Source organism: Segatella oris (genome assembly GCF_900637655.1).
Classification (GTDB): domain Bacteria; phylum Bacteroidota; class Bacteroidia; order Bacteroidales; family Bacteroidaceae; genus Prevotella; species Prevotella oris.
Genome location: NZ_LR134384.1, coordinates 2031273 through 2054196, shown reverse-complemented (window position 1 = coordinate 2054196; position 22924 = coordinate 2031273). Strand labels below are relative to the sequence as shown.

The 22924-nt window shown below is 41.8% G+C and carries 18 protein-coding genes; 15 read left to right on the top strand and 3 right to left on the bottom strand.

The genetic code is table 11. The features are described from left to right. Positions 1–45 precede the first annotated feature (45 nt). Positions 46–213, top strand: coding sequence for a PG1828 family lipoprotein (locus tag EL210_RS13590; RefSeq protein WP_004372669.1), 168 nt, complete (start codon positions 46–48; stop codon positions 211–213). Between the two features lie 652 nt (positions 214–865). On the opposite strand, the gene hemW is transcribed toward EL210_RS13590, so the two are convergent. Next, positions 866–2020, bottom strand: coding sequence for a radical SAM family heme chaperone HemW (gene hemW, locus EL210_RS08580; RefSeq protein WP_018919154.1), 1155 nt, complete (start codon positions 2018–2020; stop codon positions 866–868). A 139-nt stretch (positions 2021–2159) separates the two neighbouring features. Between hemW and EL210_RS08575 the strand changes: the two genes are divergently transcribed. The 14 genes from EL210_RS08575 to EL210_RS08510 all read left to right on the top strand — a co-directional run bounded on the left by EL210_RS08575 (position 2160) and on the right by EL210_RS08510 (position 17250). After that, positions 2160–4322, top strand: coding sequence for an elongation factor G (locus tag EL210_RS08575; protein ID WP_018919153.1), 2163 nt, complete (start codon positions 2160–2162; stop codon positions 4320–4322). Positions 4323–4488: 166 nt separating this feature from the next. After that, positions 4489–6051, top strand: coding sequence for a sensor histidine kinase (locus tag EL210_RS08570; RefSeq protein WP_004372673.1), 1563 nt, complete (start codon positions 4489–4491; stop codon positions 6049–6051). Positions 6052–6095: 44 nt separating this feature from the next. Continuing rightward, on the top strand, positions 6096–6794 hold the full coding sequence (gene rprY, locus EL210_RS08565) for a response regulator transcription factor RprY (RefSeq protein ID WP_004376499.1): 699 nt from the start codon (positions 6096–6098) through the stop codon (positions 6792–6794). 368 nt (positions 6795–7162) lie between these two features. Next, positions 7163–7507, top strand: a complete 345-nt coding sequence (gene rpsF, locus EL210_RS08560; protein WP_004372675.1) for a 30S ribosomal protein S6 — start codon at positions 7163–7165, stop codon at positions 7505–7507. Positions 7508–7509: 2 nt separating this feature from the next. Continuing rightward, positions 7510–7782: a 30S ribosomal protein S18 gene (rpsR, locus tag EL210_RS08555; RefSeq protein ID WP_004372676.1), complete on the top strand. Its 273-nt coding sequence runs from the start codon at positions 7510–7512 to the stop codon at positions 7780–7782. A gap of 19 nt (positions 7783–7801) precedes the next feature. Next, positions 7802–8320, top strand: coding sequence for a 50S ribosomal protein L9 (rplI, locus tag EL210_RS08550; protein WP_018919151.1), 519 nt, complete (start codon positions 7802–7804; stop codon positions 8318–8320). A gap of 153 nt (positions 8321–8473) precedes the next feature. Beyond that, positions 8474–9361 (top strand): ACP S-malonyltransferase, encoded by an 888-nt coding sequence (gene fabD / locus EL210_RS08545; protein ID WP_018919150.1) that lies wholly within the window; start codon positions 8474–8476, stop codon positions 9359–9361. Further along, entirely contained in the window at positions 9361–11505 is a 2145-nt protein-coding gene (locus tag EL210_RS08540) for an alpha-amylase family glycosyl hydrolase (protein ID WP_018919149.1), read from the top strand. The genes fabD and EL210_RS08540 overlap by 1 nt, the downstream gene beginning before the upstream one ends. A gap of 527 nt (positions 11506–12032) precedes the next feature. Next, positions 12033–12986 (top strand): hydroxymethylpyrimidine/phosphomethylpyrimidine kinase, encoded by a 954-nt coding sequence (locus EL210_RS08535; RefSeq protein ID WP_018919148.1) that lies wholly within the window; start codon positions 12033–12035, stop codon positions 12984–12986. A gap of 15 nt (positions 12987–13001) precedes the next feature. Beyond that, positions 13002–13883, top strand: coding sequence for a pyridoxal 5'-phosphate synthase lyase subunit PdxS (pdxS, locus tag EL210_RS08530; protein WP_018919147.1), 882 nt, complete (start codon positions 13002–13004; stop codon positions 13881–13883). After that, positions 13880–14449, top strand: coding sequence for a pyridoxal 5'-phosphate synthase glutaminase subunit PdxT (gene pdxT, locus EL210_RS08525; protein WP_025879651.1), 570 nt, complete (start codon positions 13880–13882; stop codon positions 14447–14449). The genes pdxS and pdxT overlap by 4 nt, the downstream gene beginning before the upstream one ends. Positions 14450–14607: 158 nt before the next feature. Further along, positions 14608–16365, top strand: a complete 1758-nt coding sequence (gene aspS / locus EL210_RS08520; protein WP_025879652.1) for an aspartate--tRNA ligase — start codon at positions 14608–14610, stop codon at positions 16363–16365. Between the two features lie 164 nt (positions 16366–16529). After that, positions 16530–16826: a winged helix-turn-helix domain-containing protein gene (locus tag EL210_RS08515; protein WP_018919144.1), complete on the top strand. Its 297-nt coding sequence runs from the start codon at positions 16530–16532 to the stop codon at positions 16824–16826. A gap of 79 nt (positions 16827–16905) precedes the next feature. Further along, positions 16906–17250: a hypothetical protein gene (locus tag EL210_RS08510; RefSeq protein ID WP_018919143.1), complete on the top strand. Its 345-nt coding sequence runs from the start codon at positions 16906–16908 to the stop codon at positions 17248–17250. A gap of 795 nt (positions 17251–18045) precedes the next feature. Here EL210_RS08510 and secA read toward each other — a convergent pair. Together secA and EL210_RS08500 are read right to left on the bottom strand one after the other, a co-directional pair. Continuing rightward, on the bottom strand, positions 18046–21372 hold the full coding sequence (secA, locus tag EL210_RS08505; RefSeq protein ID WP_018919142.1) for a preprotein translocase subunit SecA: 3327 nt from the start codon (positions 21370–21372) through the stop codon (positions 18046–18048). 157 nt (positions 21373–21529) lie between these two features. After that, the gene (locus EL210_RS08500; protein ID WP_025879653.1) at positions 21530–22915 is read right to left on the bottom strand and encodes an alkaline phosphatase family protein; all 1386 of its coding nucleotides are present in this window, start codon (positions 22913–22915) and stop codon (positions 21530–21532) included. Positions 22916–22924 lie beyond the last annotated feature (9 nt).

Sequence of the window (22924 nt, the reverse complement as noted above, 5' to 3'; positions counted from 1 at the left end):
TTAATAAACAAATGATTGTTTTACAGATTTAAAAAAGCAAAGAAAATGAAGAAATTAGTTTTAATGTTCGTAGCTGTAGCAGCTATCTCTTTCGCATCTTGTGGTAACAAAACTGCAGCAAATGCTGGTAATAACGACTCTGACTCTATTGCTCAGGTTGATACTGCTGATACTGCTGCTGTTGACACAGCTGCTGCTGACACTGCAAAATAATTTTGCACTCGAACTGAAAAAATGAGAGATTGCCGCTGAACCATTAAGGTTCAGCGGTTTTTTTGTTTGTAGTTATTCTTTGAATGTCGCCTGTTGATATTCTAATTTAGCAGTGACTGTGTTTCCATGCCTTCTTTCTTTTGTAAAGATTACTGTCACTTTTTAACACTTCCGAGTAGTTTATTCTGGAGAAATAAAGCTGATAGATGGTGCAAAAAAGAGCATGTTGTTCTGTAATTTTGTGAAGGTTAGGGTGTAATCTGCCTCGTTATACATTGCAATTTGAGTCTAATTGCATTGCTTTTTGACTCAAAACGCGTGATGATTTGATGCATATTGCGTGGTATTTTGATGCAAATTGCAGTACTTTTTCGCATGATATTGTATCACTTTTTGGCTTTACTTTTGTAATGTTTTGAATGTCAATGGATTATGAAATATTAGAAAAACACGTGTATTTGGAAGAGGAATTTATTTTGTTTCGAAAGTATGAACATTGTAACGAGATTTGTTAAATCATTTGATAAGAATTAACATATAATCCGCTCTTTGAAGTTATTGCTTGCAAGATAGGATAAATTAATGATTGGGTGAGGTATATTGAATGTATAGGTTTATGCAGGCGAAGAGGTATTTAGATGATTGTTGATACCTAATCTTCAATGTATATGAGGTCGCTCATGATGTCGTCAGACGTGAAAAGTCCTTTCCTTGTGAGTGAGAGATGATGTTTTGAAAGTTCCATATTGCCTAAATCAAGATGCGGTTTTGCCTCGTGGAGCAGGTAGTTTAGACGTTCTTCACCGTATTTTCTTTTGAAATTTGTCAGGTTAATGCCTTCACGTGTGCGGAGTGCCGTGGTTATCAAGTCGTTGTATTGCATGTTTTGATTAAGGATTTCGATTTCATAGGGAAGCCGGTTGCATGCGACACTGTCCATATAAGTCTTGATGTTGCTGATATTCCATTTGCGGGTTCCATGGCCGTAACTATGAGCAGAAGCACCAAGGCCTATGTAGGGAACCTCATGCCAATAGCTGCTGTTGTGCAGACTTCGGTAGCCTGGCCTGGCAAAGTTGCTGATTTCATAGTGCTCATAGCCTGTTTTGGTGAGCTGGTTTATAAGCATCTCATACATGGCAAGGCTTGTTTCTTCGTCAATATCTTTTATTTTCTTCTTCTGCTTCATGTGGAAAAGCGGTGTACCTTCTTCATACATCAGACTGTAAGCTGAAATGTGTTCTACATTAAGTTTGATAGCTTCTTGCAGATCGGTCTGCCATTCTTCCATGGTTTCTTCAGGGAAGCCAAACATGAGGTCGATGCTGATATTCTTGATACCTACATGACGTAAATGGTTCACGGCTTGCATAATTTCTTCTCGGTTGTGGCGGCGGTGAAGAAACCGGAGGCGATTATTGTTGAATGTCTGTGCACCCATGCTGACACGGTTGACATTGAGCGTGGCAAGGCGGGCAGCAAAAGCCTCGGTCACATCGTCGGGATTGCATTCTATAGTCAGTTCGCGCAGGTCGATATGTTTGCCCCATACCTTATATATATATAATAAAATCTGTTCCAATTGATTTCCAGAGAGCATGCTTGGCGTACCTCCACCCAAGTAAATGGTAGTGATGGTATTATCGGTATCGGCCTGTTCTCCTGTGATTTCTGTTTGGCGCAGGTCCATTTCATGACAGAGCATGTCAACATATTGCTGATGGAGTGACTGCTGGGTTGTGCTGTAGAAACCACAGTAGATGCAGCGACTTGCACAAAAGGGAATATGAATGTATAGACCTGCCATGTTGTTTTTTTATGACAAAATTACTAATTTTCCTAAAATATTCTTGGTCAGTATGTCTTTTTTTTCTAACTTAGAGGCCAACAAAGGTATAATGCCTTTAGAAACCATGAATTATTACTAACGCTTTAAATCTTTTGATATGAGAGTTTATCAAACGAATGAAATCAAAAACATTGCATTGCTTGGCAGTGCGGGCAGCGGCAAGACTACACTTGCCGAGAGTATGCTTTTTGAAGCCGGAGTCATTAAACGCCGTGGCAGTGTTGAGGCAAAGAACACTGTAAGCGATTATTTTCCGGTTGAGTTGGAATATGGTTACTCAGTATTTCCAACTGTTTTTCATGTTGAGTGGAACAATAAGAAGCTGAATATTATTGATTGTCCGGGAAGTGATGACTTCGTAGGAGGTGCTATAACTTCATTGAATGTAACAGATGAGGCGGTTATTTTGATTAACGGTCAGTATGGCCCAGAGGTTGGAACACAGAATAATTTCCGGTATACGGAGAAGCTTAAGAAGCCTGTTATCTTCTTGATTAATCAGTTGGATAGCGATAAATGTGATTTTGACAGCATCATAACTTCGATGCAGGATATCTATGGTTCGAAATGTGTTCTTGTGCAATACCCCTTGCAGACAGGGCCAGGTTTCAATGCACTTATTGATGTTCTGTTGATGAAGAAGTATTCATGGAAACCCGAAGGCGGTGCACCTATCATTGAAGATATTCCTGCTGAGGAAATGGACAGGGCCATGGAACTTCATAAAGCCTTGGTTGAAGCAGCAGCTGAGAACGATGAAACCTTGATGGAGAAGTTCTTTGAAGAAGAAACCTTGACCGAAGATGAATTACGCGAAGGTATTCGTAAAGGTCTTGTTACGCGTAGTATATTCCCTGTTTTCTGTGTTTGTGCAGGCAAGGATATGGGCGTTCAGCGTCTGATGGAATTCCTCGGAAACGTGGTTCCTTTCGTTAGTGAGATGCCAAAGTTGCATAATACACGCGGAGAAGAAGTTGCACCTGATCCGGCAGGTTCCACCAGTTTGTATTTCTTCAAGACTGGAATGGAACCGCATATTGGTGAGGTCAGCTATTTTAAAGTGATGAGTGGACAGGTGAAACCAGGTGATGATTTGACGAATGCCGACCGTGGAAGTCGTGAGCGTATTGGTCAGATTTACGCTTGTGCAGGTGCAAATCGTATCGCTGTTGATTCTCTGAATGCCGGTGATATCGGTTGTACGGTTAAATTGAAAGATGTGAAGACAGGTAATGCCTTGAATGGTAAAGACTGTGATTGGCGTTATAATTTCATCAAATATCCAAATTCAAAATACAGCAGAGCTATAAAGGCTGTCAATTCGCAAGACACAGAGAAGCTGATGGCTGCTATGATAAAGATGCATCAGGAAGACCCAACGTGGGTGGTTGAGCAAAGCAAAGAGTTGCGACAGATTATTGTTCACGGCCAGGGAGAATTCCATTTAAGAACGTTGAAGTGGCGTCTTGAAAACAATGAGAAGCTGCAGGTAAAGTTTGGTGAGCCTCGAATTCCATATCGTGAGACTATTACCAAGAAAGCAAAGGCGGAGTATAGGCATAAGAAACAGAGTGGCGGTGCCGGTCAGTTCGGTGAAGTGCATCTGATAGTAGAGCCATATGCAGAGGGTATGCCTGATCCAACTCACTATAATTTCAATGGGCAAGAGTTCAAAATGAACATCAAAGGCAAGGAAGTTGTCGACTTGGAATGGGGTGGTAAGTTGGTATTCATCAATTCTGTTGTCGGTGGTGCTATTGATGCCCGCTTCATGCCTGCCATTCTGAAAGGTGTGATGGATTGTATGGAACATGGTCCGTTGACTGGAAGTTATGCACGAGATGTGCGGGTTGTTGTCTATGACGGTAAAATGCATCCGGTTGACAGTAACGAACTTTCGTTTATGTTGGCAGCTCGTCATGCCTTCGCAGATGCTTTCAGAAATGCAGGTCCGAAGATTTTGGAGCCAATTTATGATTTGGAAGTGTTTGTTCCAGCCGACTTTATGGGTGATGTCATGAGCGATCTGCAGGGACGAAGAGCTCTGATTATGGGTATGGATACAGAAGCGGGTTATCAGAAACTGCAGGCAAAGATTCCATTAAAAGAATTGAGCAACTATAGTATTTCATTGAGTTCGCTGACAGGTGGACGAGCTTCATTCACAACAAAGTTTGCAAGTTATGAGCTTGTTCCAACAGAACTTCAAACTTCACTGATTAGTGAACATGCTGCAGAGCTGGCAGAAGAAGAGGAATAATCTGTGACTGATTGAAGATTGAAGAGGCAAGAATTTAATTATTCTTGTCTCTTTTATTTGCATATATAAAACTACAATTCTGATTATTTGTTAAAATTGATAAATATAGATGATTTATTTAACACAATGATGTTAACTAATTAAGATTTAGTTTATCTTTGCGATTATGAAGAAAAGAACGATATGGACAATTGCTATCATTATGGGGCTTTCATTTATGGGGCTTCTTTTCCTGCAGTTGAGCTATATACAGGAGATGGCAGAGATGAAGAAAGAGCAGTTTGACGAGTCTGTCAATCGTGCCCTTTATCAAGCTTCACGCAATCTTGAATTGAATGAGACGCTTAGGTATCTGGAAAAAGATGTGAAAGAGACAGAGCGACGTTCTTTTATTCGTGACTCCATTGGAACGCGTTCAGGACAGCCCAATGATGGGACAATACAGCAGAGTCGTCAGTATTCAACAATAGGAAAAGATGGAACCGTTTATTCCTCATTTGAATTGAAAACCATCGCAACCAAGCCAGCGTCTATGCCGAAAGGGATGATTGTAAAAACAGATAAGAGTTCGCTTTCGGAGGCATCCAAATCTTTACAGGAAATTGTTAAGAACCGCTATGTATATCAGAAAGCTTTGTTGGATGAAGTAGTTTATTCCATTTTGTACTCTGCTTCGGATAAGCCTTTGAAAGAACGCATTAACTTCAAGCTGTTGGATCAGGATTTGAAAGCGGAATTAATGAATAATGGTATCAATATTCCCTATCATTTTACGGTCTCTACACAGGACGGAAGAGTGGTTTATCGTTGCCCCGACTATTCTGATGAAGGTGAAGAATTTACCTATTCACAGGTGTTGTTCAGAAATGATCCCCAGGCGAAAATGGGTGTTGTGAAGATACATTTTCCGGATATGAATAACTATATATTCTCCAGTATCCGTTTCATGATACCGAGTATAATCTTTACATTGGTACTTTTGATAACGTTTGTCTTCACGATAGTTGTTATCTTCCGATCCAAGCGCTATAGCGAGATTAAGAATGATTTCATAAACAATATGACGCATGAGTTAAAGACTCCGATAGCCAGTATCTCTTTAGCTGCACAAATGTTGAATGACAAGAGTGTGACCATGAACGAGACGATGATGGCACATTTGGGAGGAGTTATCAATGATGAAAGCCGTCGTTTGCGTTTCTTGGTAGAAAAAGTGCTGCAGATGAGCATGTATGACCGTAAGAAAGCGGTGCTTAAAAATCGTGAGGTTGATATCAACGAAATGATTGAGAGCATAGGAAATTCGTTCACATTGCGTGTAGAGCATACGGGGGGAAAGGTTTATACGGACATAGAAGCGGTAGACTCAACGATTTATGTAGACGAGATGCATTTTCAAAATGTGATTTTCAATCTTTTGGATAATGCGGTGAAATACAAGAAACCAGATAAGCCATTGAATGTCTATCTCAAGACATGGAATGAAGGAAAGAAGGTTTGCGTGTCGGTAAGGGATACGGGATTGGGCATTAAGAAAGAAAATTTGAAGAAGGTTTTTGATAAGTTTTATCGCGTTCATACCGGTAATGTTCATGATGTCAAGGGCTTTGGACTTGGCCTGGCCTATGTCAAAAAGATGGTTGATCTTCAAGATGGAGAGATTTATGTTGACAGTGAATATGGAAAAGGTACTACCTTTACGATAAAATTGCCGTTTGTAGAAAACTAACTTTGAAGTTATAATAGATTACTAACATTTAAAATAATGAAGTTATGGAAGACAAGTTGAAAATTCTTTTGTGCGAAGATGACGAAAACTTAGGTATGCTTCTTCGTGAATATTTACAGGCAAAAGGTTTTGCCGCTACGCTTTGCCCTGATGGTGAGGTTGGTTATAGAGAGTTCTTGAAGAATAAATTTGATATCTGTGTGCTTGATGTTATGATGCCAAAGAAAGATGGTTTCACTTTGGCACAGGAAATCCGTCAGGCCAATGCTGAAATTCCAATTATCTTCTTGACAGCAAAGACATTGAAGGAAGATATCCTTGAAGGTTTTAAGATTGGTGCTGACGATTACATTACAAAGCCTTTCTCCATGGAAGAACTCGTGTTCCGTATTGAGGCCATCCTGCGTCGCGTACGTGGTAAGAAGAATAAGGAAAGTACGCTTTATCATATTGGTAAGTTCACATTTGATACCCAGAAGCAGTTGCTTGTTATAGGTGAAAAGCAGACAAAGTTGACAACCAAGGAGAATGAACTGCTTGCGTTGCTGTGTTCACATGCAAATGAAATTCTTCAGCGTGACTTTGCCTTGAAGACGATATGGATTGATGATAACTATTTCAATGCGCGTTCTATGGATGTGTATATTACGAAGTTGCGTAAGCATTTGAAAGATGATCCACAGATTGAAATCATCAATATTCATGGTAAAGGCTATAAGCTGATTACACCAGAAGATGATTAAAATGAGATTCTAATAGTTAGTTTGGTGTTTGTCATTTATTGTGTGACCGATAATTCCAATAATGACAAGCGCCAAACTCGTAAAAAGTATCCAATTATGGTGGTGTAGATTTAGGAAATGGTGGGCACATAAGAGCGCAACTCCTAAATATACAAGTGGCAACCCAATATATTGAATAGCATGCTTGAGCATTGTTGAATAGAATTTCTTCATTATTAAAAGTTTGGTACAAAAGTACGAAATAATTTGTTTATGTCATCAAAAAACAGTACTTTTGCATCGCATTTCTGAAATATAGGTCCTTTAAGGCTTGTTTTTATGGGATGTAATTTAAATATTTAAATAATAATTTTTTCAATTTTATTAGTATGAATCAATACGAAACCGTTTTCATTTTGACTCCCGTTTTGTCTGATGAACAGATGAAGGAAACGGTCGCTAAATTCAAGAAACTTCTCACCGATAACGGTGCTGAAATTCTGAATGAAGAGGCTTGGGGACTGAAGAAGATGGCTTACGCTATCGACAAGAAATCAACAGGCTTCTATTGTCTGATTGAGTTCAAGGGCGAGCCATCAATCGTTAACACTCTCGAGACAGGCTATCGCCGCGATGAGAAAGTTATTCGTTACATGACTGTACGTCTTGACAAGTATGCTGCACAGTATGCTGAAAAGCGTAGAAACAAACTTGGTAAAAAAGAGGAGGCTTAATTATGGCAGAGCAGAAAAAGACAGAAATCCGTTATTTGACAGCTCCTTCAATCGACACTCGTAAGAAGAAGTATTGTCGTTTTAAGAAAAGCGGAATTAAGTATATTGACTACAAGGATCCTGAATTCTTGAAGAAGTTCTTGAATGAGCAAGGTAAGATTTTGCCTCGCCGTATCACAGGTACATCTTTGAAGTATCAGCGTCGTGTGGCACAGGCTGTAAAGCGTGCTCGCCAGATAGCACTGCTTCCATATGTAACCGATTTGATGAAATAATTAAGGAGGAACTGTCAATATGGAAATTATACTGAAAGAAGATATTATCGGACTTGGATACAAGAATGATATTGTAAATGTAAAGAATGGTTATGGACGCAACTACCTGATTCCAACAGGTAAAGGCGTTATTGCTTCTGAATCTGCAAAGAAGGTCTTGGCTGAGAATTTGAAGCAGCAGGCTCACAAACTTGCTGCAATTAAGGCTGAAGCAGAGAAGAAGGGAAGTGCTTTGGATGGCGTTTCACTTACTATTGCAGCAAAGGTTAGTGCTACTGGTGCTCTCTATGGTTCTGTAAATGCTGCTATCGTTGCAGAGGAACTTGCTAAGAAGGGTATTGAGGTTGACCGTAAGATTATCACCATGCATGATATTAAGAAGGTTGGTGAGTTCGAGGCAACTGTTCACTTCCACAAAGAGGTTGAGGTTAAGGTTCCTGTAATTGTTGTTGCAGAGAACGCACCTGTTGAAGCAGCTCCTGTAGAGGAGGCTCCAAAGACAGAGGAAGAAGTTGAAGAAACTCCTGCTGCAGAATAATTTTAGCGCAACGATTATTACACTGTAAAGCAAATCTATATAAATCCCGAGAACAACTTGTTTGTTTTCGGGATTTTCTTTTATCTATGCATGTTTCTGCTTTTTTTTTTGTATTTTTGCAGCATACATCATAAAACATAAAATTAAAAGAAAATGAAAGCTTTTGTATTTCCGGGGCAGGGTGCCCAGTTTGTTGGTATGGGCAAGGACCTATATGAGAATAATGCTCTTGCAAAAGAGCTTTTCGATAAAGCAGATGAAATTCTTGGTTTCAAGATTACAGAGATCATGTTCAATGGGACTGATGAACAGTTGAAAGAAACCAAGGTGACACAACCTGCTGTTTTCCTGCATAGTGTTATTCAAGCACTTTGTTTGGGGGAGGAGTTTAACCCTGATATGGTTGCAGGGCATTCATTGGGTGAATTCTCAGCGCTTGTTGCTTCGGGTGCTTTGAGTTTTGAGGATGGCTTGAAGTTAGTTGCATCGCGTGCCAATGCCATGCAGAAAGCGTGTGAAGTAAATCCTGGAACAATGGCTGCAATTATTGGTCTTCCAGATGAGAAGGTTGAAGAAATTTGTGCTTCTGTAAGTTCAGAAGATAACATAGTTGTAGCCGCAAACTACAATTGTCCTGGTCAGTTGGTTATTTCTGGAAATGTAGATGCTGTCAATTCTGCTTGTGAAAAACTAAAGGAGGCTGGTGCAAAGCGTGCTCTGCCTTTGAAAGTCGGTGGCGCATTCCATTCTCCATTGATGCAGCCGGCCAAGGATGAGTTGCAGGCAGCTATTGAAGCAACCACATTCAATACGCCAAAGTGCCCTGTTTATCAGAATGTTGATGCAAAAGCGCATACAGATGCTTCTGAGATAAAGAATAACTTGATAGCTCAGCTTACAAGTCCTGTTCGCTGGACTTCAAGTGTTCAAGCTATGGTTAGTGCCGGTGCAGATGATTTCACAGAGTGTGGGCCAGGCAAGGCTTTACAGGGGATGATTGGCAGGATAGACAGGAATGTTAATGCTCATGGCATTGCATAATGAAAGATAAAATCGTAATATATCAAGTATTACCCAGACTTTTCGGCAATCGTAATGAGGCTCTTGTGGAGTCCGGCACGATTGCCGAAAATGGTTGTGGTAAGTTCTCTTCGTTTGATGACGAAACGCTGAAGACAATTCATGACATGGGATTTACCCATATTTGGTTTACGGGTATCTTGCGCCATGCTACACAAACTGATTATTCTGCTTTTGGACTTCCACGTCAACACGCAGAAGTAGTAAAGGGAAAAGCCGGCTCTCCTTATGCTATTGCAGATTATTATGACGTAGATCCGGACCTTGCAGATGATGTCTCACAGCGTATGACAGAATGGGAGGAGTTGATAAAGCGCACCCATGATGCAGGCATGAAAGTGATTATGGATTTTGTGCCTAATCATGTTGCTCGTGAGTACAAGTCTGTCTGCAAACCGGTTGGTGTACGTGATTTGGGTGAGGATGATGACACTTCGTTAGCTTTTTCGACAAGGAATAATTTCTATTATTGTTGGGGAACCCCGCTTGATCTTAGTCTGATAACATCAGATGTAAGTTATAGTGAAATCCCTGCTAAGGCAACAGGCAATGACAATTTTGGTGCACGCCCGGGAGTTAATGACTGGTATGAGACCATTAAGTTGAATTATGGTATAGACTACTGTGATGCAGGGGGGAAAAGCTATCATTTTGATCCGCGTCCTGATACCTGGGATAAAATGACAGATATCCTTTTGTTTTGGGCTTCAAAAGGTATAGATGGATTCAGATGCGACATGGCAGAGATGGTGCCGACCGAGTTCTGGAATTATGCCATTTCTAAAGTAAAGGAACGACGTCCTTCTTTATTGTTCATTGGTGAAGTTTACGACAGGTCACAATATCGCACATATATCGCAAATGGTTTCGACTATCTTTATGATAAAGTCGGCATGTATGATTGTTTGCGGGGTGTCATTACGGGTACACGTAGTGCAAATGAAATCACCCATTGGTGGCAGGCTACGGATGATATCAACGAACATATGCTCTACTTCCTCGAAAATCATGATGAACAGCGTATAGCAAGTGATTTCTTTGCGGGAGAAGGTGATAAGGCAATCCCTGCTGCCACGGTTGCAATCTTGATGCGGACCAATCCTTTTATGCTTTATAGTGGACAGGAATTCGGCGAAAGGGGAATGGATCATGAGGGTTTCAGCGGTATAGATGGAAGAACAACAATCTTCGATTATTGGTCACTGTCGACTGTGCGTCGGGCTTTTACCGATTGCAATCTGTTGACAGATGAGGAGAGAAAACTTTCAGACTCGTACCGCACTTTGCTGAATATTGCACATCGTGAAGCAGCTGTCCGTGAGGGTGAATTCTTTGATCTCACCTATGCTAATCAGGCTCAAGAAGGATTTGATTCGTGTCGTGAGTATGCTTTTTTAAGGAAGAAAGGCGATATCATCATATTGGTCGTTGCCAATTTTTCTTCCTCCGACAGGCTTTCTGATGTTATTATTCCGGCACACGCCTTTGATTTTTGGCAAATGCCCGAAATGAAAGTGTTATCTCGTGAGTTGTTTTCCGGTAGGTATGTGGGAATGAAATTGATGCGCGATTCGTCTGTCCGTGTGAAGGTTCCAGCCCATGGTTGTGGGATTTTTAAGTTTAGTTTGAATATGAAAGACAGTGATTATTTGTTCAATGAGCATCACAAGAAAGAGTTCCCACCAGCTCATACGGCAGAACATCTGCTCAATCAGTTGATGATGCGTATGTTCCATTGTGAGCGCAGCTACAATGCGCATATTGAACGAAAGAAGAGCAAAATGAGCTTTATTCTGGAGCAGAAACCAACCCGACAGCAGGAGAAAGAGATTGAAAGAAGGATGAATGAACTTATCCAAGAAGATATGCCTATCACTTATGAACTTGTCGACAGAGACCATGTCCCAGAGGATGTGAAACTTGATCGACTCCCTGATGATGCATCAGAAATGCTTCGTTTGGTTCATATTGGCAATTTTGATGTCTGTCCTTGTTTAGGGAAACATGTAAGATCAACGTCTCAAATAGGGCGGTTCGAGTTGTTAGGTACAAATTGGGATGAACTGAAACATTCTTTCAGGATACGTTTCAAGGTCGTCCAGTAGAAGTTTATATAAAATGATGTTTTCTTTGTCAAAAAGAGAACATCATTTTTTTATATGCGATATTTTTCTTTCCTTTGCAATGTAATCCGTAAAATCGGAGTTCCGCTGGGGCGGCGGAGATAAAGAAACAGCTTTCCGAGGTCTCGGATGAGCAGAAAACAGAGAAAACAGCATTTCGGGCATGGCCGAAAGCTTAAAAACGGAGAAAATCGATTCTCGGTCGTGCCCGAAGAGTAAAAAATAATAAAAACAGCGTTTCGGGCACGGCCGAAAGCAAAAAAACGGAGAAAATCGACTTTCGGTCGTGGCCGAAGAGTAAGAAACAACAAAAACAGCGTTCCGGGCACGGCCGAAAGCGAAAAAACGGAGAAAATCGACTTTCGGTCGTGGCCGAAGAGTAAAAAACAGTAAAAACAGCGTTTCGGCCACGGCCGAAACTGAAAAAACGCCTCAAAACGGCTTTCCAACCCCTTGGAAGCGGGAAGATGGATGCTTAAACTAAATTCACGTAATGTAAAGTGAAATCAATGGAGAAATCTGCAATATTGACAATCACGGGTAGTGACGGAACGGGAGAATCCGGAGTGCAGGCTGATGTAAGGACGATATCTGCATTAGGCAGTCATGCTGTATCTGTCTTGACGTCAATCACCGTTCAGAATACATTGGGAATACAATGCTTTTATGACATCCCCGGCAATGTTGTGGCCGCCCAGTTGGAGGCTATTATCAACGATGTGCAGCCCAGCGTGATGAAGATAGGAATGATCCGCAATGTTGAAACGCTGAATGTGTTGGTTCGTACGATTGTAAAATACAAGCCGTCTCATGTGGTATATGACCCTGTTATCAGTTCATTCCTGAATGAAGAACTGATGAGTCGTGATGTTGTTTCTCAGATCAGGTCGTGTCTTTTGCCACTTTGTTCGCTGATTATTATTCGCCGTTCGGAAGCTGATCGTCTGTTGGGGGGATGTTCTTTTCCCAATATTTATTTTATTGACGACCGGGGGCGGCATGGAATCAGGAATGTATTTGCGAGTGCTGCGGCTGTCTTTTTGCAAAGAGGATATCCGAATGAAGAAGCTGTGCAGCAGGCTCGCGAATATGTTGAACATCTGATGATAGCTCCAAGCCCGTTAAGTGGCAGGAGCCAGGAGCTGTATCATGAGTTCATGCAGCTTGTGCGCCAGAACTATTCTTCTAACAGCGATGTGCTTTTCTATGCCAATTGCATGAATGTTTCAACCCGTTATTTGGCTCAGGTGTGTAAGCGCGTAGCGGCAAAATCTCCCAAGGCGATAATCGATGACTATATTGTCAATCAGATAGCAATGGCCTTGGGCAGCGAACCAACAAAGACCATACAGCAATTAGCCTATGTGTTTGGTTTCTCCAATCAGGCTCATTTCTCCAAGTTCTTTCGGAAGTTGAAAGGTGTTTCTCCGTCGGAATTCAGAAAACAACAGCAGATAAAATAAACAAACAGTATAATTATGGAAAAGACAGAAAATCGACAGGAATTGAACCGCAACCTTGCACAGATGTTGAAAGGTGGCGTTATTATGGATGTAACAACTCCCGAGCAGGCGAAAATAGCAGAGGCTGCTGGTGCCTGTGCAGTGATGGCATTGGAAAGAATTCCCGCTGACATACGTGCAGCCGGTGGAGTTTCTAGAATGAGCGACCCTAAGATGATCAAAGGAATACAGGAGGCTGTGACCATTCCTGTTATGGCGAAGTGCAGGATTGGCCATATTGCAGAAGCCCAGATTCTTCAGGCTATTGATATTGATTACATAGATGAGAGTGAAGTTCTTTCTCCGGCAGACAACATCTATCATATTGATAAGACGCAATTTAATGTGCCTTTTGTCTGTGGAGCTAAGAATTTAGGCGAAGCTTTACGCCGAATTGCAGAGGGAGCAACGATGATTCGCACCAAAGGTGAGCCGGGAACAGGCGATGTTATACAGGCCGTCAGTCACATGCGAATGATGCAAAGCGAGATACGCCGCTTGGTTGGAATGGCAGAAGATGAACTCTTTGAGGCTGCCAAGCAGCTGCAGGCTCCTTATGAACTGGTGAAATATGTTCACGATAACGGTCGCTTGCCTGTTGTCAACTTTGCCGCAGGCGGCGTTGCCACACCTGCTGATGCGGCATTGATGATGCAGTTAGGCGCAGAAGGTGTGTTTGTCGGCAGCGGAATCTTCAAGAGTGGTGAGCCTGCAAAACGCGCTGCAGCTATTGTAAAGGCTGTTACTAACTATCAAGATCCCAAGTGTTTGGCAGAACTTAGCGAAGATCTCGGAGAGGCCATGGTGGGTATCAACGAAAATGAAATCCAGCTTCTTATGGCTGAGAGAGGAAAATGAGAATCTCGGTCCTTGCATTACAGGGGGCATTTGCTGAACATCGGCAGATGCTCCGGCGCCTTGGCGTCGAAACTTTTGAAGTGCGCCGGCTCTCAGATTGGCATCAGCCAAAGGATGCCTTGATTATCCCAGGAGGCGAGAGCACGGCTCAGTTGAAGCTGCTTCGCGATTTAGAACTTTTACTTCCAATCCGGGATGCCATCATGAATGGGCTCCCCGTATTTGGCACTTGCGCAGGCTTGATATTGTTGGCAAAGCAAGTTGAAAACGAAAGTCATGAGCGTATTTCAACCATGAATATTGAAGTGAAGCGCAATGCCTATGGTCGACAGTCGGGTAGTTTCATTACTGAAGCTCCATTTTCTGGAACGACAGTCCCGATGTCTTTTATCAGAGCACCCTATATCAGCCATGCACATCACGGCGTAGAGGTGCTTTCCGAAGTTGATGGAAAAATCGTAGCGGCCCGTGAAGACAATCAGCTTGTGACGGCTTTTCATCCCGAGTTGACGGATGACCCGTTTGTCCATTCTTATTTTCTTCAGATGATACAGCATAAGCTCTGATTTATTCTGTATGACAATATCAGTGAAAAGCGCCTTTCGCCTATCAGTGAAAGGCGCTCTAATTGTATTGTCCAATTTTGTAATAAAATGGATGTTGTATTCAATATTATTTTGTAACTTTGCATATCAGAAGACAGAATAATAAACACATACATACTATGTATAGAACGAATACTTGTGGGGAGCTTCGCCTCTCTGATGCCGGTAAGGAAGTTGTTTTGGCCGGTTGGGTACAGCGATCAAGGAAAATGGGAGGTATGACCTTTGTCGATCTCCGCGATCGTTATGGTATTACACAGCTTGTTTTCAACGAAGCTGATGACAGGATGCTCTGTGATAATGCCAATAAATTAGGTCGTGAATATTGTATTCAGGTGAAGGGCATTGTCAGCGAGCGTCAGAGCAAGAACTCAAAGATAGCAACTGGTGATATTGAAATCCTCGCGAAAGAATTAAAGGTCTTGTCTCCGTCTCTGACTCCTCCATTCACAATTGAAGATGAATCCGATGGGGGAGATGACATTCGCATGAAATATCGTTATTTAGATCTTCGTCGTAATGTTGTTCGTAAGAATTTAGAACTGCGTCATCGCATGACAATTCTTATTCGCAACTTCCTCGATAGTCATGATTTCATGGAAGTAGAAACGCCGGTTTTGATTGGCAGTACACCTGAAGGTGCACGTGATTTTGTCGTACCAAGCCGCATGAACCCCGGGCAGTTCTATGCTTTGCCGCAGAGTCCGCAGACACTGAAACAGTTGCTTATGGTTGCCGGTTTCGACCGCTATTTCCAGATTGCAAAGTGCTTCCGTGATGAAGATTTGCGCGCAGACCGTCAGCCGGAATTCACTCAGATTGACTGTGAAATGAGCTTTGTCGACCAGGATGACGTCATCAACATGTTCGAAGATATGGCCCGTCATCTGTTCAAGGAAATCCGAGGTGTAGAGTTACCGAAGCTACAGCAGATGACTTGGCACGAGGCGATGAAGCGTTTTGGTAGCGATAAGCCTGATTTACGCTTCGGTATGGAGTTCGTAGAACTCAAAGAGGCCTTTGCCGGTAAGGGCAATTTCTCTGTATTTGATGAGGCTACCTATATTGGTGGTATCTGTGTTCCAGGTTGTGCTGACTACAGCCGTAAGCAACTTAATGAGCTGACCGACTTCGTAAAGAAACCCCAGGTGGGTGCCAAGGGCTTGGTATTTATTAAGTATAATACAGATGGTACAATCAAGAGTTCCATTGATAAGTTCTATACTGAAGACGAACTGAAAGAAATCAAGAAGCTTATGGGTGCCAATGATGGCGACTTGGTACTCATACTTAGTGGCGACAATGCCAATAAAACGCGTGTTCAGCTTTGTGCTTTGCGCCTTGAAATGGGCAACCGCCTTGGCTTGCGTGATAAGAATGTTTTCAAATGTCTTTGGATTGTCGACTTCCCATTGTTTGAGTGGAGCGACGAGGAACAGCGTCTTATGGCGACCCACCATCCGTTTACGATGCCCAATCCAGACGATATTCCTTTGCTCGACGAGCATCCGGAGCAGGTTCGTGCCAAGGCTTATGACTTCGTCTGCAATGGCATAGAAGTTGGTGGAGGTTCTCTCCGTATTCATGACACGCAACTTCAGGAGAAAATGTTCGAGGTTCTCGGTTTTACCAAGGAGCGTGCTGAAGCCCAGTTTGGTTTCTTGATGAATGCATTCAAATATGGTGCACCACCTCATGCAGGTCTTGCTTTTGGTCTTGACCGCTTTGTAAGTATCTTCGCCGGACTTGATTCTATTCGTGATTGCATTGCTTTCCCAAAGAACAATAGCGGACGTGACGTGATGCTTGATGCTCCGGGCGAACTTGATCAGAAACAATTAGACGAATTGCAGATTAAACTTAATCTCAAGTCTTGACGGTTGATTTACATCAAGAAAATAATAGAACAAAGTACTGAATTGTAAGTTTTATTACATAGTTCTGTCTGTTTTGGAAAATAATGACTAACTTTGTAGTGTCAACTTAAATGTTCGACATCTTTCACTCAAGTTTTTGATAAAGATTAATTAGTTTGTTAGTTATGGCAGAAAAGAAAGCAACAACCAAGGCTGCACCAGTAAAGAAAGCAGCAACGAAGAAGGCCGCTGCGCCTAAGAAGACTACAGCAAAAGAGTCTGCATTGTTTATCAATGCCGAAAGCGTAGGTTTCCGTGCCGGTGATGTTTATCAAGCATTGGCAGCAGCAGGTAAAGCAATGTCTGTAGCGGAGATTGCAAAGGCCGCAAAGATTAGCACAGAAGAGGTTTATCTTGGTATTGGCTGGCTCTTCAAAGAGGGCAAGGTTAAAGACGAGAACAACCAGATTACACTTGCATAATATTCAGTAGTAAGGATATTTGTTAAAGGGAGGGGAGCTGACTGTAAGCATTCAGTTCCCCTCTTTTTTTAGCTTTGTGATGCAGAAATACAACAGTGAGATATTAAGAATATTGGTTGAAGCCGGCAATGAAGGTTTGTCGGTCAAGAAGATTGCACGCCATGTTCATAATGCCTGCAACACATTGTTTTCGTCAGTCAGTTTTGACGAAGTTTATACTTACGTTTCCCAATATCTGATACGTAATTCGAAAAATGCCGATTCCATGATAGCGCGTACAGATGTTCGGGGAAATTATCGTATCAATCCGCGGAATGAGGATTCTCAACAGCTAATGTTGCGCTTTCAAGATGAATGCGATGAAAAGGAGGATACTCCGAAACCGTCTGTAGACCAGTCCTTATCTTTGTTTGAAGATATGTAGATTTTTCATGTTGGTTAAGGTAAAAGGAATGTCCGTGAACGGGTGAATATTTCCAGAGATCTATTTAGTGATAATATCTTTTATTCTTTTATAATTTATTTTACAAAAGCCTTTGCAGGTTTTGCGTATTCAAAAATACTTTTATCGCCATTCAAAATACGCGAGTTTTGAGGATGTTTTGTAAGATATTGAGATACAGATAGTTGTAGAACTTTATTCATTTTAATGCACTTGTTGTTGTTTGATTTCATTGTGTTTTGTATCAAATAGCATTCTCATTTGCGCCAGATTGCACAGTAGTTTCATTCATTTTAGGAGCTAAACTCATGCAGATTACAGGCTAAAATGATAGAGATTGCATGAAAAGAAGGTAAAAACGGGGATGCTGAAGCAGCGAAATGACATCACATATGCGTTGAGTATATGGTTTTCTTTTCTATTTGCTGCACTTTTGAAGTAGTGGATTTCAACGATATATCTTTACAATATAGAACTAAATATATACTGCTTTCTTCTCGTAGAGACTTGCCGTTTCATGACTTGTTGGGCTGATCAGGGAATAGGCTTCCCGATTATTCCTATTCATGGTCAGTATAGTGATAAACTTTGTCTCTTTTTATGGATAAAGAATTCAAAGTGGTTGAAAACGTTTCAAAGATGATAGTATTCCCCTTCAGATGATAATAATAAATTTTAAAAAGAAGTTCCGACTTCTATGGGAGAATATAGTGAGAAGATAAAAAGCCCATTCACAATGATTATGAATGAGCTTTTTTGTATGTGTATAAGCTTTGCTTAGAGATTCTTGCCATGACAGTTCTTGAACTTCTTGCCACTTCCGCATGGACAAGGATCATTGGGACGAGGCAGACGGTCAGCTACATATGGCGTGTGATTAACCTGGTCTGCACCTTCTCGGGTGTCTTGGTGGGCTGCTCTCTGTTGCGCTGCTCGTGCTTCAATATCCTCTTTCTGTTCATGATATCGTTGTGCATGTTGTTCAGGAGCTGCCTCTTGAACTTCTTGAACTACGGGAATCTGACACCGCATCAATACGTTTGCAATGCGGTTGTTCATGTCATCAATCATGTTATCCCACAGTTTGACACTTTCTAATTTGAAAATCAATAGCGGGTCTTTCTGTTCGTAGGAAGCATTCTGGACACTATGGCGTAACTCGTCAAGTTGACGTAGATTTTCTTTCCAGTTGTCGTCGATAATTCGAAGCATGATGGTCTTTTCGAATTCCTTAACAACGCTGGCTGCTTCACTGTTGTAGGCTTCTTGCAGGTTTGCAGGAATTTGGTAGATGTTCCGACCATCGGTAATAGGCACAAGAATACGTTCGAACATTGCTCCCTGTTCCTCTTGTACTTTCTTGATGACAGGGTAGGCGTCTGCTTGAATACGGTCAGTGTGACGCTTGAAAGAAGCCATGGCATCTTGGAAAGCACGCTCTTCGAGTTCGGTTCTTACACCACTTTCGAATTCTTCTTGTGTGAAAGGAATCTCCATAGCTAATATTTTCATGAATTCTTCCTTTGCACCTTCATAGTCGTTCTTCTCAATGATGCTGACAACGCGATCCCAAATGACGTTTGTAATGTCCATACCTACGCGTTCACCCATGAGTGCATGTCGACGCTTCTCATAGATTACGGTACGTTGTTTGTTCATTACGTCATCGTATTCGAGCAGATGTTTACGGATACCGAAGTTGTTCTCTTCAACTTTCTTCTGTGCACGTTCTATACTCTTTGAAATCATAGGACTCTCAATGCGTTCCCCATCTTCGAAGCCCAAACGGTCCATGATCTTGGCAATACGCTCAGATGCAAAGAGACGCATCAGCTTGTCTTCGAGCGAAACATAGAATACAGATGAACCAGGATCACCCTGACGACCTGCACGACCACGTAACTGGCGGTCGACACGACGGCTCTCATGGCGTTCTGTGCCGATGATGGCCAAACCACCTGCGGCTTTAACCTCATCGGTTAGTTTGATATCGGTACCACGACCGGCCATGTTGGTAGCAATGGTAACAGCACCTAAGCCATTCTCTGAACGGCCGGCTTCGGCTACGATCTGTGCTTCTCTCTGATGAAGCTTGGCATTCAGTACATTATGAGGGATGTGTCGCATCTTCAACATCTTGCTCAGAAGCTCGCTGATTTCAACAGATGTTGTACCAACCAATACCGGACGACCTGCATTACGCATTGCTTCGATTTCATCAATAACGGCAGCATACTTTTCGCGTGCAGTCTTATATACGCGATCGTCAAGGTCGTGGCGGGCAATAGGGCGGTTTGTTGGAATTTCAACAACGTCAAGTTTGTATATATCCCAGAATTCCCCTGCTTCTGTACTTGCTGTACCCGTCATACCGGCCAGCTTGTGATACATACGGAAGTAGTTCTGCAGGGTAATAGTTGCAAATGTCTGTGTTGCAGCTTCAACCTTGACATGTTCCTTAGCTTCAATAGCCTGATGCAGTCCATCGCTCCAACGACGGCCTTCCATGATACGGCCTGTCTGTTCGTCGACAATCTTAACCTCACCATCCATGACAACATATTCGTCGTCTTTATTGAACATGGTGTAGGCTTTCAGCAACTGCTGCAGTGTATGAACGCGTTCACTCTGCACACCGTAGTGTGACATCAGTTCATCCTTTTTGTCGATTCTCTCTTGGTCAGAAAGGTTCGTTTGGCTTTCAAGAGCAGACAGTTGAGACGTGATGTCTGGCAGTACAAACAAGTCTTCCTGTCCGGTTTGTTTTGCCAGCCATGCTGTTCCTTTATCTGTAAGGTCTGCACTATTGAGCTTTTCATCAACCACAAAGTAGAGAGGCTCAATAGCTTTAGGCATCTCACGGTTGTTATTGGCCATGTAGAATTCTTCTGTAGCCAGCATTCCGGCTTTAATACCATCCTCAGATAAATACTTAATCAGTGGTTTATTCTTTGGAAGTGCCTTGTAAGAACGATAAAGAGCCAAGAAACCATCTTCAAGTAGCTGCTTGTCGTTTTTCTCTTGTCCGGTAGTGATCTTTTGTTTGGCTTCAGCCAATAGCTCCGTAGCTTGTTTACGTTGCACTTCATATAAGTGTTCAACAAGAGGCTGATATTCTTCAAACATTTGATCATCGCCCTTTGGAATAGGACCAGAGATAATCAAAGGCGTACGGGCATCATCAATCAATACTGAGTCAACCTCATCGACAATGGCATAATTATGTTTGCGCTGAACAAGGTCGCTGGGGTTCAGTGCCATGTTGTCACGTAGGTAATCAAAGCCGAACTCATTATTTGTACCAAAAGTGATATCTGCTTGATAGGCTTTGCGACGTGCTTCAGAGTTAGGCTGATGTTTGTCAATACAATCAACAGAGAGACCATTGAACATGTAAAGAGGCCCCATCCATTCAGAGTCACGCTTGGCCAAATAGTCATTGACTGTAACCATATGAACCCCATTTCCTGTCAAAGCATTGAGAAAAACGGGTAGTGTAGCAACAAGGGTTTTACCTTCACCGGTTGCCATCTCTGCAATCTTTCCTTGATGTAAGGCAATACCACCGAATAGCTGTACATCATAGTGTACCATATTCCATTTGAGTTTATTACCTCCGGCAGTCCATTCGTTGTGATAAATAGCCTTGTCACCATCAATCGTTACAAAGTCGTTTGCTGGGTTTGCAGCGAGCTCTTTGTCAAAATCTGTCGCGGTAACGATAGTTTCTTCATTTTCAGCAAAGCGGCGAGCGGTATCTTTGATGATGCTGAAAGCTGTCGGCATAACTTCATCCAAAGCTTTCTCATAGAGGTCGAGAACTTCTTTTTCAAGTTTGTCAATCTGATTGAAGATATCTTCGCGCTCATCTATTGGTGTTTCCTCAATCTTAGCTTTGAGTTCTTCTATTTGTTTTTTCTGCTCATCTGCAGAACTCTGAACATAGTGCTGAAGTTCTTTGGTCTTCGCACGTAACTCATCATTGCTCAGCTTCTGAATTTCCGGATAGACCGCTTTTACTTTCTCTACAAGAGGTTGGATAAGCTTCATATCACGGCTTGATTTGTCACCGAACAACGATTTCAAAAAGTTATTGAAATTCATTTCTATGTATGTATTATTATTGTCTAAATATTCTGTGCAGTGCAAAATTACGAATTAAAATCCTAATTTTCCACATTATTATATAAAAGTTTGCATGGGGAACCGACAGATAAAGCCTTTTATATGAATACTTTGACCTTCTTTGTCGGCATAGCTCTTAAAAAAGTGGAGCTGCAGAACAAGCATTTGGAGCCCTGATATGAATGCTTTTACTGATAGTAGGTGCAATACGATCTATGGTAATAGGGGTTGATATACGTTCTCCTTTGATGTTTGTTCCATAGAAAATTACAGGGAATAGAATAATATTGTAACGGCTGGTATAGCTTTCTTGAGTGTCTTCATTGATAAGTTTCCACCCTGGAGCGACATTGACGATGATATCACCACAGATGGAAGGATTGTAACCTTGAAGCAGTTTATAAACATCATTGTTACCGGTAAGTAGACGATTGCAGGTATAAACATCACTGATACCTACGCTCTCAAGCAATAGTTCTTGGCAGCGCGTAAGCACATCATGCATGCTAAGCCGTTTCTGTTCAATAGTCTTGCGGTTCAGATAAATCTGATTTCCCCAAGTTGCATCGATATATGTTCCTTGTCCATAGATAGCACAGAGGTAAACATTCAATAACTTGGTTGTACGATTAATATAGAAATTTCCTGTTGGAATACGGTAAAGACCATAGTCATTCTCTTTATTATCCGTTGTGCCTGTACCCGTAATGACAAATAGGACATGGCTTTTACCTACTTGATGTTCAATATTACTAACAAGTTTATCAAGGACATTATCTATTTGAATATATATTTGTTGCAGAGCATCTTCGCGATTGCGGAATTGTTCGTTGTCCTCCATAGATGCGGAAAGGGTGACTGTCAGCATGTCAGGAATGTCATCTTTCCCCATTCCACTTCTTGAAACAATTTCTATTGCTTTGTCTCCAATTGCTTCATTGTTAACATTATGTGGGGCAAGTGGAGTGTTGAGCCATTGTGGTGAAGCTCCATAAAAAGCAGTCGTCTTCCATTTTCTGAAAACCTCATCATACCATATTGCATTATCAGCAGCATGACCTGCTGACAGAATGGCAGCACTTTTGTCTGCTGCAATGCTGTAAATAATGCTTTTCCCATGCGTCGAAACCTTCATCTCGTCACCAACAGTTGATGTCTTTAATTGAGAAGGACCATAGATGTATTGTTTTTCATCAACGCAGTAAACAGGGTGTAGCGTGGTGCGGTCTATCCATTGACTGCCAATAATACCATGGTGGAAAGGAGTTGTACCTGTTGCAATAGTTGCAATGGATGAGGGAACAGAAACAGGTGTGAATGGACAAGAGGCTACCTCATACGTTTTCCCTTCTTGCATAAGTTTCTGAAAGCCAGCAGCCTTAAAGAAAGGCGAAAAGGCATCAATATAGTCTGCATTCAGCTGATCAATAGTGATGTTGACGATTAACCGCGGTGCAAGTTCGAATGCTTGCATCTCTGCAGAAGTTAATGCGGCTATCAGTATGGCAATATATCTGTTCACGTTGTTTTC